The 13,849-nt window shown below is 71.5% G+C and carries 14 protein-coding genes; 1 reads left to right on the forward strand and 13 read right to left on the reverse strand.

What is annotated here, in order from left to right; genetic code table 11:
• Positions 1-3 precede the first annotated feature (3 nt).
• The 12 genes from AB0E78_RS25310 to AB0E78_RS25365 form a co-directional block, all read right to left on the reverse strand.
• Positions 4-2,316: a molybdopterin cofactor-binding domain-containing protein gene (locus tag AB0E78_RS25310; RefSeq protein ID WP_361836556.1), complete on the reverse strand. Its 2,313-nt coding sequence runs from the start codon at positions 2,314-2,316 to the stop codon at positions 4-6.
• Positions 2,313-4,052 (reverse strand): 2Fe-2S iron-sulfur cluster-binding protein, encoded by a 1,740-nt coding sequence (locus tag AB0E78_RS25315; protein WP_361836558.1) that lies wholly within the window; start codon positions 4,050-4,052, stop codon positions 2,313-2,315. Before AB0E78_RS25315 ends, AB0E78_RS25310 begins: the two co-directional genes overlap by 4 nt.
• Entirely contained in the window at positions 4,049-4,951 is a 903-nt protein-coding gene (locus tag AB0E78_RS25320; RefSeq protein WP_361836560.1) for an FAD binding domain-containing protein, read from the reverse strand. Before AB0E78_RS25320 ends, AB0E78_RS25315 begins: the two co-directional genes overlap by 4 nt.
• Positions 4,952-5,248: 297 nt before the next feature.
• Positions 5,249-6,919 carry a beta-N-acetylhexosaminidase gene (locus tag AB0E78_RS25325; protein ID WP_361836562.1) on the reverse strand — a complete coding sequence of 557 codons (1,671 nt, stop codon included), beginning with the start codon at positions 6,917-6,919 and terminating at the stop codon, positions 5,249-5,251.
• Positions 6,920-7,013: 94 nt separating this feature from the next.
• A complete protein-coding gene (locus AB0E78_RS25330; protein WP_361186746.1) occupies positions 7,014-7,313 on the reverse strand; it encodes a DUF3039 domain-containing protein in 300 nt (99 codons plus the stop codon).
• An 86-nt stretch (positions 7,314-7,399) separates the two neighbouring features.
• Positions 7,400-7,555, reverse strand: a complete 156-nt coding sequence (locus AB0E78_RS25335; RefSeq protein ID WP_361836565.1) for a hypothetical protein — start codon at positions 7,553-7,555, stop codon at positions 7,400-7,402.
• 3 nt (positions 7,556-7,558) lie between these two features.
• Positions 7,559-8,110 (reverse strand): hypothetical protein, encoded by a 552-nt coding sequence (locus AB0E78_RS25340; RefSeq protein WP_361836567.1) that lies wholly within the window; start codon positions 8,108-8,110, stop codon positions 7,559-7,561.
• Positions 8,107-8,844, reverse strand: coding sequence for a hypothetical protein (locus AB0E78_RS25345; protein WP_361836570.1), 738 nt, complete (start codon positions 8,842-8,844; stop codon positions 8,107-8,109). Before AB0E78_RS25345 ends, AB0E78_RS25340 begins: the two co-directional genes overlap by 4 nt.
• A 32-nt stretch (positions 8,845-8,876) precedes the next feature.
• On the reverse strand, positions 8,877-9,458 hold the full coding sequence (locus AB0E78_RS25350; RefSeq protein WP_361836573.1) for a hypothetical protein: 582 nt from the start codon (positions 9,456-9,458) through the stop codon (positions 8,877-8,879).
• Between the two features lie 13 nt (positions 9,459-9,471).
• A complete protein-coding gene (locus AB0E78_RS25355; protein WP_361836576.1) occupies positions 9,472-10,770 on the reverse strand; it encodes a putative T7SS-secreted protein in 1,299 nt (432 codons plus the stop codon).
• The gene (locus tag AB0E78_RS25360; RefSeq protein ID WP_361836579.1) at positions 10,767-11,081 is read right to left on the reverse strand and encodes a hypothetical protein; all 315 of its coding nucleotides are present in this window, start codon (positions 11,079-11,081) and stop codon (positions 10,767-10,769) included. The genes AB0E78_RS25355 and AB0E78_RS25360 overlap by 4 nt, the downstream gene beginning before the upstream one ends.
• Positions 11,082-11,248: 167 nt before the next feature.
• Complete coding sequence (locus AB0E78_RS25365; protein ID WP_361836581.1) at positions 11,249-11,857, reverse strand: YqgE/AlgH family protein; 609 nt, start codon at positions 11,855-11,857, stop codon at positions 11,249-11,251.
• Between the two features lie 244 nt (positions 11,858-12,101).
• Between AB0E78_RS25365 and murA the strand changes: the two genes are divergently transcribed.
• Positions 12,102-13,445 carry a UDP-N-acetylglucosamine 1-carboxyvinyltransferase gene (murA, locus tag AB0E78_RS25370; protein ID WP_361186749.1) on the forward strand — a complete coding sequence of 448 codons (1,344 nt, stop codon included), beginning with the start codon at positions 12,102-12,104 and terminating at the stop codon, positions 13,443-13,445.
• A gap of 69 nt (positions 13,446-13,514) precedes the next feature.
• Here the strand turns inward: murA and AB0E78_RS25375 are convergent, their stop codons facing one another.
• On the reverse strand, positions 13,515-13,796 hold the full coding sequence (locus AB0E78_RS25375; protein WP_016645140.1) for an HU family DNA-binding protein: 282 nt from the start codon (positions 13,794-13,796) through the stop codon (positions 13,515-13,517).
• Between the last annotated feature and the right edge of the window lie 53 nt (positions 13,797-13,849).

Raw genomic sequence — 13,849 nt, forward strand, 5'->3', positions numbered from 1 at the left:
CCGTCACGTCGCGACCGCCGCCTGGGGGCGGATCGGGAGGCGGTTGACCGGGCGTCCGGTGGCCGCCCGTACGGCTGAGGCGACCGCGGCCGGGGTCGTCACGACCGGTACCGCGCTCGCCGCCTTCGCGCCGAAGGGGGCGACCACGTCGCGCTCCTCGACCAGCTTCACGATGCGAATGTCCGGGGTGTCCAGGGCCGTTGGCAGGGCGTAGCCCGTCAGGTCCGGGTGGCGGACCAGGCCGCGTGGCGTACGGAGGTTCTCCGTCAGCGCCGCGCCGACTCCCTGTGTCACGCCCGCCTCGATACGCACCCTCAGCTGGGTCGGGTTCAGGATGCGGCCCACGTCTTGCGCGACCGCGAGTTCCACCACCCGCACCGAACCGATCTCGATGTCCACGTCCACCACCGCGCGGATCGCGCAGAACGCCATGCCCACGAAGGCATCGCCCTGCCCCGCCTCGTCGAGGGGTTCGGTGGGGTGGGGGCGGCACTGGGCCGTGGCCCAGAGCTCCTTGCCGTCCATCGCCTCCGTCACCGTCGTGCTCAGCACCCCGTCGTACGAGGTGATCTTGCCGTCGGTGATCTGGAGGAGCTCCGTGGACATCCCGAACTTGTGGGCCAGGGGCTGCAGGAGCTGGGTGCGGACCATCTTCGCCGCGCGCTCCACTGCCCCGCCCGATACCCACGTGTGGCGGCCGTGGCAGCTCGGTCCCGCCGGGGGCTGGTCCGTGTCGACGGGGGCCACGCGGACGTCGTCGATGCCGAGCGTCTCCTGGACGATCTGGCGGGCGAGCGTGGTGAAACCCTGGCCCGTCTCGACCGCCGCGCAGATCACCGTCGCGATGCCGTCATGGACCTTCACCGTGGCCGTGGAGACCTCGTCCGTGCCCTCCGCGCCCAGGAGTTGGACCATCCCGAGGCCATAGCCGACGCCCCGGCGCACCGCGGCCGGTTCGCCCGCGCCCTCGGGCCCGCCGGGCAGCAGCCACTCGTCCTCGGGGGTGTCCTTGGGCAGCTCGGGAAGGGGGAAGTCCCGTACGGCGCCGAGGAGTTCGGCGACCGGGGCCGGGCAGGTCACCGTCTGTCCGGTGGGCAGGATGTCGCCGGTGGCCATCGCGTTGCGCAGCCGCACCTCGGCCGGGTCGATGCCCAGCTTCTTGGCGATCTTGTCCATCTGAGCCTCGTACGCCGCGCACACCTGCATGGCGCCCTCGCCCCGGACATGCCCGGACGGCGGGTTGTTCGTGCGGACCGCCCAGCCCTCGATGAAGGCGTTCGGGACCACGTACGGACCGCAGGCGAAGGAGACGGCCGCGGCGAGCGCGTCCGACGACGTGTCCGCGTACGCGCCCGCGTCGAGCAGGACCTGCGCCTCGACCTTCACCAACTTGCCCTCGGCGTCCGCGTGATGGCGGTAGCGAAGGAGCGTCGGGTGGCGATGGGCGTGGCCCAGGAAGGATTCCTCGCGGGTCGCGGTCAGCTTCACCGGGCAGCCCGTGGTGAGGGCGAGCAGGCCGAGCGGCAGGTGGAAGCTGGCGTCCTCGCGGTCGGCGGTGGCACCGGGGACGCCGGTCACGACGACCTTCACGATGCCCGGGTCGATGCCGTAACAGGACGCGGCCATGTCGCGGTCGGTGTGCGGGTCGGTGGAGGCGATGTACAGCTCCACTCCCCCGTCGGGACGCGGCACCGCGAGACCGGCCTCCGCGCCGATCGGCGCCGGGTCCTGGCGGCCGATGCGGTAGAGCCCCTCGACGACGAGCTCGCCCGCCGCCTCCGGGTCGCCGTGCCGCAGCGGGATGTGCCGGATCAAGTTGCCGTCGGGGTGCAGGGGTTCGGCCGCGAAGGCCTTCTCCGGGTCGGTGACCGGGTCCATCAGTTCGTACTCGACGAAGATGGCCGCGGCGGCCATCCGCGCCGTGTCGGGGTGGTCGGCGGCCACGGCGGCGATGGGCTCGCCGTGGTGGCGTACGACATCGGAGGCGAAGACCGGGCGGTCCGGGGTCTTGCGGCCGTGCAGGGCCTCACCGGGCACGTCCTCGTGCGTGACGACGGACCGCACGCCCGGCATCTCGCGCGCCTGGGAGGTGTCGATGGAGACGATGCGCGCGTGCGCGTGCGGTGAGCGCAGGACGGCCGCCCACAGCAGCCCCTCCGCCCACAGGTCGGACGCGTACGGGAACGTGCCCTCCGTCTTGGCGCGCGACTCGGCGGACGGCAGCGAGGAGCCGATGCCGTGCGGCAGCGGCTCGGGGCCGGGCTGCGGCTCCACTGCGGTCGCGGTGTTCCCGTTCCCCGCGGCTTCGCTGCTCACGCCTGGCCTCCGTCCTGGCCGTACGGCCCTTCGTACGTTCCGTCCTGCGCCGCCGGGTTGATCCCTCCGGCGCCGGGCCCCGCCTGGTGCGGAATGCGGGCCTCGCCCGCCTGGTCGTCCCGCGCCGAAGGCTCGGCGGCCGCGGCGGACGCCTCGCGCTCGGCGACCACCTCCTGGACGGCGTCGAGCACACCCCGGTAGCCGGAGCAGCGGCAGAGGTTGCCGCACAGGGCGCGGCGGGTCTCCAGGTCGGACGGGGCGGGGTTGCCTTCGAGCAGGTCGTGCACGGTCATCGCCATGCCGGGCACGCAGAAGCCGCACTGGACGGCACCGCAGGCCGCGAGCGCCCGCTGTACGTCGGAGGGCCTGCCGTCGACGGCGAGGCCCTCGACGGTGCGCACCTCGCTCCCGGCGGCGGTGGCCGCGGGCACCAGGCAGGAGGCGACGAGACGGCCGTCCACCTGGACGTTGCAGGCACCGCACTCACCCTGCGAGCAGCCGTCCTTGGCGCCCGCGAGGCCAAGGCGCTCGCGCAGAACGTAGAGGAGGGACTCGCCGATCCAGGCGTCGGTGACGGGGCGGTCGGCGCCGTTGACGCGCAGGACGTACGAGCAGAGGGGGTGTTCGTCGGAGAGGGCGGTGGCGGTGGGGGCCGCGTCGGGGTCGGGGTCGGCTTCAGCTTCGGGGTCGGCTTCAGCCTCGGCTTCGGCCTCCGTCTCGGCCTCGGTTTCGGCGTCCGCTTCGGCCTCGGGGCTCTCGTCGACGGGGGCGGCCTCGGCTTCGGGCTCCGGCGCCGCTTCAGGCTCGGGCTCCGGTTCCGGCTCTGCCACGGCGTCGGGCGCCTCGGACACCTCGGGCGCCACGATCTCCTCGGGCACCACATGCATCTCGGGAGCCACCGGTGCCGTCGGGACGAACGCCTCCGGGGGCACCACGGGCTCGTGGTGCTGCTGCGGGTCGGCGTGCCCGGCGTACTGCTGCGCGTGCGCCTGCGGGTCGGCGTGCGGCTGCGCATGCGGCTCGGCGTACGGCTGCTGGGCCGGCTCCGACCACGGCGCACCCGCGCCCGCGCCACCGGTCGCCCACGGCGCCGCGGCGCCGCCGGGCAGTGTCGCGGGCGGCGTACCGCCCCTTCCCCAAGCTCTCAACTCCGTTCGAGCAGGGGAGACCCCATTCGCGGCGAGCGAGGACGCGGTGAACTCACCCGATTCGTCCGGAAGATCACCATTGGCGACGGGGATCGACCACTGCCCGGTGACATCGGCCGGGGCAGGGGCGGCGGGCACGTGCCCCTCCCCCTCGTGGAAGCTCCACTGCCCGGTCGACCGGGGGTCGTAGGCGTGCTCCTGTACGTCACGGCCACCGTGGCCGCCGTGGCTGTCGTGGCTGTCGTGGCCTTCGTAGTCCTCGTGGCCGGACGGCTCGGGCATGACACCCGCGTCGGGCCACTGGACGTTCTGGACACCGGCGTTCGCGCCGGTCACCTCGGGCGGCATGGCCCAGACACCGGTGGCGGCCGGGTCCGTCGCGTCGGCCGACGTGGGGGTGACCGTTATCTGCGGCGGCACGTAACCGTGGCCGGGCGCGGCCAGCGGAGAGTGGTCGAAGGAGTCCAGGGCGCCTTCCGGCAGCTGCACGAAGGCCGTGGCGTCCGAGTCGTACTCGCCCTGTGGATGCGGCTGCCAGCCGCCGTTGGTGGCGTCCGCGGCGTTTCCGTCGGTCCGGTCGTCCCTCACGACAGGGCCCTCCCCAGTGCTCGTCGGGCCAGCGCGGCGACGGTGCGCCGCAGGTGCAGTACGGCGGGCGGCAGCGGCTGCGGTGAGCCGTCCTCCGCCGGCGGGTGGTCGGGGATGCAGGCGGCGGCCACGTACTCGCCGAAGGCGGTGAGCGCCTCCGGCACGATCGTCCGCTCGCCGTCCCAGTCGATCAGCGACGCGACCCACTGCTCGGCCTCCAGGGGCCGCAGCGGCATCGGCGCGACGGCACCGACCGCGCAGCGCACGCCGCGTCGCGCGGGGTCCAGGACGAGCGCGACGGACGCGGTGGCGCGGCCGGGGCCCGTGCGCCCGGTGGCCTTCAGGAAGACCTGCGGGGCGTGCAGGAGCGGCAGCCGTACGAAGCCGATGAGTTCGCCGGGGCGGAGCATGTCCATCCCCGCGAGCAGGTGCGACACGGGAACCTCGCGGCGCGCGCCGCCCGGTCCCGCGATGATGAGGACGGCTTCCAGGGCGGCCAGGACGGGCAGGGTGTCGCCGGTCGGTCCCGCCGTGGCGATGTTGCCGCCCAGGGTGCCCGCGTTGCGGATCTGCGGGGGCCCGGCGGCCCGTGCGGCCGCGGCGAGCGCCGGGATCAGGGCGGCGAAGTCGGGCCGCCCGACGCGTGCGTGGGTGAGGCCCGCGCCGAGCAGCGCGTGACCGTCCTGGTACTGCCAGCCGCGGATCTCGCTGATGCGGCCGAGGCCGACGAGCGCGGCGGGGCGCAGGAGGCCCGCGTTGACGGAGGCCATGAGGTCGGTGCCACCGGCCACGGGCACGGCGGCGGGCATCGCGGCGAGTGCCTCCACGGCCTCGTCCAACGTCCCAGGCAGCTTCGCCGTCTGCGCGTGCTGCGCCGCCTGCGGTGCGTGCGTGCTCAAAACCGGCTGCCCCTTCCCGATGCCCGGCGGTTCTCTCGCCGTTCTCACCGTTACGCCTGTTCCGCCGTACGGTACGTGTTCACAGCCCGGACGTGGCAACTCTGGCACATCTTCCCCGGCCCCCGGCGCGGGGGTCCGCTAGGAGTCTTTCGTCCGCAGACCTGGGGGATGTGCCGTTTTCACACACCCTCGCCGGTCAGCGGGAATTGCCACTCTTCGGTGACTCTTGTACGGCTTTCGTCGAACCGCCCACGCTGCCAGCGCGGACGGCACGACACGCGGACCATGGGGTACGCCTCACACGTTCGGGGGCGCCCCGTCGATCGGGCGTCCGAGCACTCCCGGGCGCTTCTGCCACGGCAACGGGCCGCCGGGCGGGCGGTAGTCGACACCGAGTGCGTCAAGTCGCGCGTAGTGCGGGGTCATTCGCCGCTCGAAGTCCGCGAAGTCGCGATCGGCGGATGCCGGGAGCGGGCTCCAGGCGACCTCGGCGAAGGCGGCGAGCCGCGGGAACACCTGGTAGTCCACGCGTGCGTGGTACTCCATCACCTCGGTCCAGACGTTGGCCTGGGTGCCGAGGACGTGCCGGGCCTCGTCCTCGGTGAGCTGCGGCGGCACCGGCTCGAAGCGGTAGACGTCCTCCAGGGTGCGGACGAAGCCGATGGGCGCGGGCTCCTCGGGTCCCTCGTCCTGCCGGTGGTCCAAATACACCTGCTGCTCGGGACACATGACGACGTCGTGTCCCGCCTTGGCCGCCGCGATGCCGCCCCCGTAGCCGCGCCAGGACGACACGGTGGCGCCCTCCGCGAGGCCGCCCTCCAGGATCTCGTCCCAGCCGATGAGCCGGCGCCCCCGCTCGGTCAGCCAGGAGTCGAAGTGCCGGATGAACCAGCTCTGCAGCCCGTTCTCGTCGCCCACCCCCAGCTCCTTGATGCGGGCCTGCGCGGTGGGCGACTCCCTCCACTGGTCCTTGGGGCATTCGTCTCCGCCGACGTGGATGAAGGTGGAGGGGAAGAGGTCGAGCACTTCCTCGAACACCCCCTCGTAGAAGCGGAGGGTGTTCTCGGTCGGGGCGAGGACGTTGGGGTTGACGCCCCAGGTGTCCCAGACGCCGAGCGCCGAGGTGTCGACGACGTCGGTGTTGCCGAGCTCCGGATAGGCGTGGATGGCAGCCTGCGAGTGCCCGGGGATGTCGATCTCGGGTACGACGGCGATGTGCCGTTCATGGGCGTACGCGACGATCTCGCGGATGTCGTCCTGCGTGTAGAAGCCGCCGTGCGGGGTGTCGTTCCACAGCTCGGACGCGCGGTGTCCCCACTTGGAGCGCGGCCGCCACGAACCGGCCTCCGTCAGCTTCGGGTGGCGCTTGATCTCGATGCGCCAGCCCTGGTCGTCGGTGAGGTGGAAGTGGAAGACGTTCAGCTTGTGGGCGGCCAGGAGGTCGAGATAGCGCAGCACGCCGTCCTTGGGCATGAAGTGCCGGGCCACGTCGAGCATCATGCCGCGCCACCCGAAGCGTGGGCTGTCCTCGATGAGACACCCCGGCACGGCATACCGCCCGGCCGCCCGCAGCGGGGCCCGCCGGAACGCCTCCGCGCCGATGAGCTGGCGCAGGGTCTGCGCACCCCAGAAGACGCCGGGGGCGGCGCCGCCGACGATCTCGATGCCGCGCTCCCACGCGGTGAGGCGGTACGCCTCGGGCGCGAGGGAGTCGTCGATGCCCAGCGAGATGCCGCTGCCCTCGCCGGGCGCCAGGGGCAGGCCGAGCGCGCCGCCGAGCGCGGCACGCAGCCAGCGCTCGGTGGACTCGGTGCCGGGACCGGCCCGGAGCACGGTCGACGAATCGAGGACGAAGCCTTCGGAATGCGGTCCCTCGGCGCGTGCGGGCGCCGGGATGAGGTGAGACAGCGGCCCGGAGGGCCATCGAGCAGGGCGGTGGTGGGCGACGGGTGGGCGCTCAAAGGTCATGCCCGGAGGCTGCCACGCGACGGCACATCGCAAAAGGGGCGTTGCGGTACACGCAACGCCCCGTCGCGAGGAGGGTCATGGGCCGCGCCGCGCGCTACTTCTTGCCGCCGTCCTTGCCGCCCTTGTCCTTGTCGCCACCGGCGCTCATGGACTCGTAGATCTCCTTGCACATGGGGCAGACGGGGTACTTCTTCGGGTCGCGGCCCGGCACCCACACCTTGCCGCAGAGGGCGACGACGGGCGTACCGTCGAGCGCGCTCGCCATGATCTTGTCCTTCTGGACATAGTGCGCGAAGCGCTCGTGGTCACCGTCACCGCTCGACACCTGCGGCGTCGGCTCGACGAGGGTCCCCGTACCTGCCCCGCGCTCGGGCTCGGGCTCAAGAGTGCTCATGGCATCCAAGGGTACCCACGCTTGCCGGTTGGGGGCATCGTCCGCCGGGCGGTGCCTGCCCGGCATCCCCGGAAGACCACCGGAAGTCAGCCCACGAACTTGTAGATCAGCGCCCCGACCATCACGAGGATCACGGCGCCCTCCAGCCAGTCGGTGAAGGTGAATCCCTCGGATGCCGGGGACTTCGCGGTCTTCCCCTCGCTTCTTCCCTCGCCCGTCGTGTCGTCCATTTCCTCGGCCATGCCTCACACCCATCTCAACGAGTACGCGATCGCTTCACACAGGTCACCCATGGCGCCCTCCGTACCGCTGAGCGGCATGGAGAACGCGAGTACCAGATAGCCCACGCCGCCCGGCATGCGTACGTGGAAGTCCGACGTCGTGTCCGTGACGGCACGGACCGTCTCCCCCGCGGGGAGCTCACCGGTCGAGATCCGCGCGTCCGGGCCCCTGCGCCGGGCCAGCGTCCCGGCCAGCTCGGCGGTCTTCGGCGCGAGCCCCGGCGGCGTGGGCAGCAGGGACACCAACAGCGACGCGGGGTAGGCCGAGTCCTGGGGCGACTCCGTCTTGAGGAAGAACTCCAGGGCCCCCTGCGCGACCCCGACCTCGGCGGTGTTGCGCAGGGTCGTCCAGATGCCGCGCCGGGTCTCCGCGGAGGCACCGCTGTCCGCGGCCTCGCGGTCCACGAACGTCTTCAGCTGGCCGCGCCACCGCTCCCGCGTCAGGTCGACGCGGAACCAGTCGCGCGGGACGAGCAGGCGGTAGTCGGACGGCGGCGCCACGGCGTCGTCGCTCACGCGGCGGCATCCCGGTCCGGGACGATCAGCGGCTCACCGTCCGCCTCGAACAGGCGGATGCTGCTGACTATGTTCCCGAACATCGTCGAGAACTCGTCCCAGCCCACCTGCGTGGGCGTGCCCAGCTCCATCACGAGCGTCGTGCCGTTCGGCAGCGGGACGTAGACGCGGATGAACCAGGTCGGGATCCGGATGCCGTCCGGGGACTCGGTCAGCTCACCCGTGACCTTGTCGACGCGCGTACCGATGCAGGACACCGCGGGGCCGCACGGCAGCAGGAGCTCCGTGACCTCGCCCGCGTCCTCACGGCGAAGGCTGGACGCGATCGCCGCGAGGGGGTCCGCGTCCTCGTCCTCGGGGCTGTCGACCAGGGCCGCGTAGACCGTGGCGCTGCACGGGGCGTCGCCGACCGCGCCCACCGCGATGGCCGCGTACTCGGCCCCGGACTCCAGCAGGTCGTCGATGCCGAGCGCGCAGATGACCGCGAGCTTGAGCAGGTCCTCGTCCTCGGCGCCGGGCAGCGCCTTCGCCGCGAGCTCCTCCAGGAGGCGGGCGCCTTCGTCCTCGTCCTCCTCGTGGAGGGGCAGGTCGTGGAAGATCTCCGGCATCACCCAGCGGACGTGGATGCCGTCACGGTCGATGCGGGTGGCGGATCCGGAATCGGGCCCGGCGTTCCGCGCCGGGATCGCCGGGGTCGTCGCCTCGAACCGCAACGGCTCGTAGGGAGGGGCCACTGGGGAGGCCGTGGCTGCTGGGGATTCCGTGGTCACTTGGCGCCGTTGCTTTCCGGGAGCGGTGGGATGGGGAGTTCGGGGGCCTCGGGGAAGAACTTCCGAGAGGTCGCGTACATGCCGTAGTACGGGTAGAGGGCGGGGATGTCGGCGCCGCCCCTGCGGGCGATGCCGGCGATCTTCCGGTAGAGGCGGACCCTGCAGCGCATGTTCCGCAGGGTCGGATCACTCACATCGGGGCCGCGCAGACGGTAGGCCACCAGGACGGACGCCAGGATGATCAGCGCGTCCACGCAGAAGAAGGCGATCTGGAACGGCCTGGACCGCTGGGCTGCGACCAGATCCCAGAAGGGCCACGCGCCGACGCCGAACACGAAGAGCGGGACGGCGAGAAAACACCCGACGAGGCTCCCCTTCTCCGTGTCCCTGCGCCGCTGGTACAGCAGCCAGTGCACGGCCCGGTCGTCGAGGAAGTCGAACCGCACCGCACGCCCGTACGCCTCGGCCGCTTCCCGCGCCGCGGGCACGGCCGCGATGACCGACGACGGGACCAGCTCGTGCCCGGTCCCGCTGTCGTCGACGAACGTGCCGCGCCCCAGGGCGTGGTAGTCGCTCATCCGCCCTTGCTCCTTACCCGGCCGGGGCCAGCGAGGAGTGGAACGACGTGGAGGAGGGGGTCGGGCTCGGGCCCGGCCTCGGGGACGGCGTCGGCGTGGGCGTGTGGGGGTTGCCCGGCGTGGTCGGCGGGGCGCTCGGCCTGGGGCCGGGGCCCGGAGCCGGGGTGATGGGGTGAGGCTCGTTGGACGGGTCGCCCATGGCCTCCTTCATCCGCATGATCGACTTCACGTAGAGGTTCCCCAGGGCGGCGCCCTTGATGTAGCGGGTGACGACCTCCGGGTTCCAGCCGCCGGCCGGCAGCTTCGGGGTGACGATGCCGCGCTTGGCCAGCATCTTGGAGGCGAAGCCGACGCCCTTGTTGATGTTCTTCACGGCGAAGCCGTTGGTGAAGGCGCCCCAGACGCCCTTGCCCGCACCGGCGAGGCGCGCGCCCTTGGCGGCCGCCGTGAGGCCCTTCAGGGCGCCGAGTCCGGGGATGATGCCGAGCACGTCGATGCCGATGGCAAGGAGGTCGAGTTTCCCGCCGCGCGCGAAGACGTCGTACAGCCGTCCGGACAGGGCGGTCGCGCTCATCGCGGCCCCGACGCCGACCAGGACGATCGCCAGGGTGCCGCCCGACAGGACGATCGCCGCCACGAGCGCCGCCACCGCGAGGACCGTCGCCGCGGCCGTGAACCAGTCCGCGTGGTCCGCGATCCAGTTCATGAACCCACCGGGGTCACGCACCCCGTCGTGGTGGATGACGTTCTTGATCTTCTTGGCCGCCGCGCTCGCCGCGTCGTCCCGGATCTCGATCGCTTCCATGATCTTGCCGCGGTGCTGGGCCATGATCGTCGTCGCGTCGTCGCGCTTCTTCTGCTGCTTCGTCCGGTCGACGGAGTCCTCCTTGGAGGAGGGCACCGTCCCCTCGGTCTTGTCCAGCTCCTTGAGCGCGGCCTTCTGCTCCGTCTCCGCCTTGCGGAACTCCTCGAGCGCCTTGTCCGCCATGCGCTGCGCGCGGTGCAGCTCGCTGGCGTACTCCTTCGACTCGCCCTCCCTGACCTTCGTGCCCAGGGCGTTGGAGGCCTCGTCATAGCGGTCGTACGCCTTCTTCAGGCGTCCCGCGGTGTCGCCCGCGACCTCGTGGAAGGCGCGTCCGGCATCGCTGTCCCAGCTTTCGACCGACGCGAGCGCCTTGATGTTGCGCGCCTGCTTGTCGATCTCCTCGGCCATGCCGCGCAGCTTCTTGCCCAGGCGCGCGACCTCGTACGGGTCGCCGGGCACGGGATCGGAGTCGTAGAGAGGAGTCCAGTCGGTCGGCCGCCCGCTCACTTCGCGCCCTTCTTGTCGCTCTTCTTCGCGTCACGAAGCGCGTTGGCGAGCTCGTGGTCGATGTCCTCGTACGCCTTGGCCGCGTCGGCCGTGATCTTGGCGAGGTTCTCGATGTCCTTGTTCAGCTTCTTGCGCGTCTTCTTCCACGTGCTGGAGAAGTCGTCGAAGATCTCGCGCAGCTTGTCGCTGCCCAAGTCCTTCTCGTAGCCGTCGGAGGGGTCGCCGTTGTCCTTGAACTCGCGGTGGATGCGGTAGAGCGACTCCGAGCAGTCCTTGATGAGGTCGAGGTCGTACCTGGTTCTGTCCGACACGGGATCAGACCTCCCGCTCGTGCGAAGCCGCCGCGAGGGCAGGCAACTTGGGCGGATAGCGGCGCTTCACGGTCAACCCCCGTATGCAAGACGTCAGGTACGCGTCAGGACGGTAACCGTGTGACTCGTGGTTGCGCCACTGTGATCCATCGTGCGGCGCGGGACCGTCAGTTGAGCGACGGATCGTCCGGATATGTCGCCACCATGGCCAGCTCGCTGCGCTGCCGTCGGAGGACCGCGCGCCACAGCCGCTCGGGGTCCGGTGACGAGACGTCGCCGGGTTCGGACTCGACCACGTACCAGGCGCCCTCGACGAGCTCGTCCTCCAGCTGGCCGGGGCCCCAGCCCGCGTAACCGGCGAAGATCCGCAGCGAGCCGAGCGCGGGGGCCAGGAGTTGGGGAGGCGTGTCCAGGTCGACCAGGCCGATCGCGCCGTGCACGCGGCGCCAGCCGATCGGCTCGCCCCTTCCCGAGCGCGTCCGGGCACCCGCCGCGGGCCCCTCCTCGCCGGGGATGACGGCCACTCCGAGCGCCGAGTCGAGCGAGACGGGGCCGCCCTGGAAGACGACTCCCGGGGCGCCGGCCAGATCGCCCCAGCCCTCCAGGATGTCCGCCACGTCCACCGGCGTGGGCCGGTTGAGGACCACGCCGAGCGAGCCCTCCTCGTCGTGGTCGAGGAGCAGCACCACCGCGCGGTCGAAGTTCGGGTCCGCCAGGGCGGGCGTGGCCACGAGCAGCCGCCCTGTGAGCGAGGACACCTCCGTCATGAACGACATGATCCCGCATCTTTGCCCCGCGGGGGGAGGCAATGCCCGTACGGGAGTGAATGCAGCTCAGGGCGCACTGAAGCGCCCCGAGCGCACACCCGGGGCAGTGACCCGGAGTGTCCGGTTCCGAACATTTCGTGTTGTCGCGAACTCCTGACGCGGTTTGCGCGTCCTTAGCCTTACGGAAGGGGGGTACGCGCCCATTACCCTTGCCCTTTGGTCCACCCGTCCATCCAATCGGAACGCGAGATTCATGACCGTCACCGACGATGTACTGCTTGTCCACGGCGGAACCCCGCTGGAGGGCGAGATCCGTGTCCGCGGCGCGAAGAACCTCGTGCCCAAGGCCATGGTCGCCGCGCTGCTCGGCAGCGCTCCGAGCAGGCTGCGCAATGTCCCCGACATCCGCGACGTCCGCGTCGTACGCGGACTCCTGCAGCTGCATGGCGTCACGGTCCGCCCCGGTGAGGAGCCGGGCGAGCTCGTCATGGACCCCTCGCACGTGGAGAGCGCCAACGTCGCGGACATCGACGCGCACGCGGGCTCCTCGCGGATCCCGATCCTGTTCTGCGGGCCGCTCCTGCACCGCCTGGGCCATGCCTTCATCCCCGGCCTCGGCGGCTGCGACATCGGCGGCCGGCCGATCGACTTCCACTTCGAGGTGCTCCGCCAGTTCGGCGCGACCATCGAGAAGCGCGAGGGCGGCCAGTACCTGGAGGCCCCGCAGCGGCTCCGCGGCACGAAGATCAAGCTGCCGTACCCGTCCGTCGGCGCCACCGAGCAGGTCCTGCTGACCGCGGTCCTCGCGGAAGGCGTCACCGAGCTCTCGAACGCCGCCGTCGAGCCCGAGATCGAGGACCTCATCTGCGTCCTGCAGAAGATGGGCGCGATCATCGCGATGGACACCGACCGGACCATAAGGGTCACCGGTGTCGACAGCCTGGGCGGCTACAACCACCACGCCCTCTCGGACCGCCTGGAGGCCGCCTCCTGGGCTTCCGCGGCCCTGGCGACCGAAGGCAACATCTACGTCCGCGGCGCCCAGCAGCGGTCGATGATGACGTTCCTGAACACCTACCGGAAGGTGGGCGGTGCCTTCGAGATCGACGACGAGGGCATCCGCTTCTGGCACCCGGGCGGCTCGCTCAACGCGATCGCCCTGGAGACGGACGTGCACCCGGGCTTCCAGACGGACTGGCAGCAGCCTCTCGTCGTGGCCCTGACGCAGGCCGCGGGCCTCTCGATCGTCCACGAGACGGTCTACGAGTCCCGGCTCGGATTCACCTCCGCGCTCAACCAGATGGGCGCACACATCCAGCTCTACCGTGAGTGCCTCGGTGGCTCCGACTGCCGGTTCGGGCAGCGGAACTTCCTCCACTCGGCGGTCGTGAGCGGCCCCACGAAGCTCCAGGGCGCCGATCTGGTCATTCCCGACCTGCGCGGCGGCTTCTCGTACCTGATCGCGGCTCTGGCGGCACAGGGCACGTCCCGCGTGCACGGCATCGACCTGATCAACCGCGGCTACGAGAACTTCATGGACAAGCTCGTGGAGCTCGGCGCGAAGGTGGAACTGCCGGGACGGGCGACGCTCGGCTGACGCCACACCAAGCACGCCGAAGGGGCGGCCACCCAACCGGGTGGCCGCCCCTTCTATAGCTGCTTCAGGCTACTTGCCCTTGGCGGCTTCCTTGAGCTTGGAGCCCGCCGAAACCTTGACGCTGTAGCCGGCCGGGATGTTGATCGGCTCGCCGGTCTGCGGGTTCCGGGCGGTGCGAGCGGCACGGTGGGTGCGCTCGAAGGTCAGGAAGCCGGGGATGGTGACCTTCTCGTCGCCCTTGGCAACGATCTCGCCGACGGTCTCGGCGAACGCGGCCAGCACGGCGTCGGCGTCCTTGCGGGTCACCTCGGCACGGTCGGCCAGCGCGGCCACCAGCTCACTGCGGTTCATGTTTGTACTCCCGTGTTCTTCTTGCCGTTGAGGCGTGCCACGCGGCGGAGCCG

Source organism: Streptomyces sp. NPDC032198 (genome assembly GCF_040636975.1).
Classification (GTDB): Bacteria; Actinomycetota; Actinomycetes; order Streptomycetales; family Streptomycetaceae; genus Streptomyces.

What these genes read in the sequence shown, in the direction of transcription:
- AB0E78_RS25330 (WP_361186746.1), bottom strand. Translation starts at nt 7,313, where the DNA reads ATGAGCACTCTTGAGCCCGAGCCCGAGCGCGGGGCAGGTACGGGGACC.
- AB0E78_RS25335 (WP_361836565.1), bottom strand. Translation starts at nt 7,555, where the DNA reads ATGGCCGAGGAAATGGACGACACGACGGGCGAGGGAAGAAGCGAGGGG.
- AB0E78_RS25325 (WP_361836562.1), bottom strand. Translation starts at nt 6,919, where the DNA reads ATGACCTTTGAGCGCCCACCCGTCGCCCACCACCGCCCTGCTCGATGG.
- AB0E78_RS25375 (WP_016645140.1), bottom strand. Translation starts at nt 13,796, where the DNA reads ATGAACCGCAGTGAGCTGGTGGCCGCGCTGGCCGACCGTGCCGAGGTG.
- AB0E78_RS25365 (WP_361836581.1), bottom strand. Translation starts at nt 11,857, where the DNA reads ATGTCGTTCATGACGGAGGTGTCCTCGCTCACAGGGCGGCTGCTCGTG.
- AB0E78_RS25350 (WP_361836573.1), bottom strand. Translation starts at nt 9,458, where the DNA reads ATGAGCGACTACCACGCCCTGGGGCGCGGCACGTTCGTCGACGACAGC.
- murA (WP_361186749.1), top strand. Translation starts at nt 12,102, where the DNA reads ATGACCGTCACCGACGATGTACTGCTTGTCCACGGCGGAACCCCGCTG.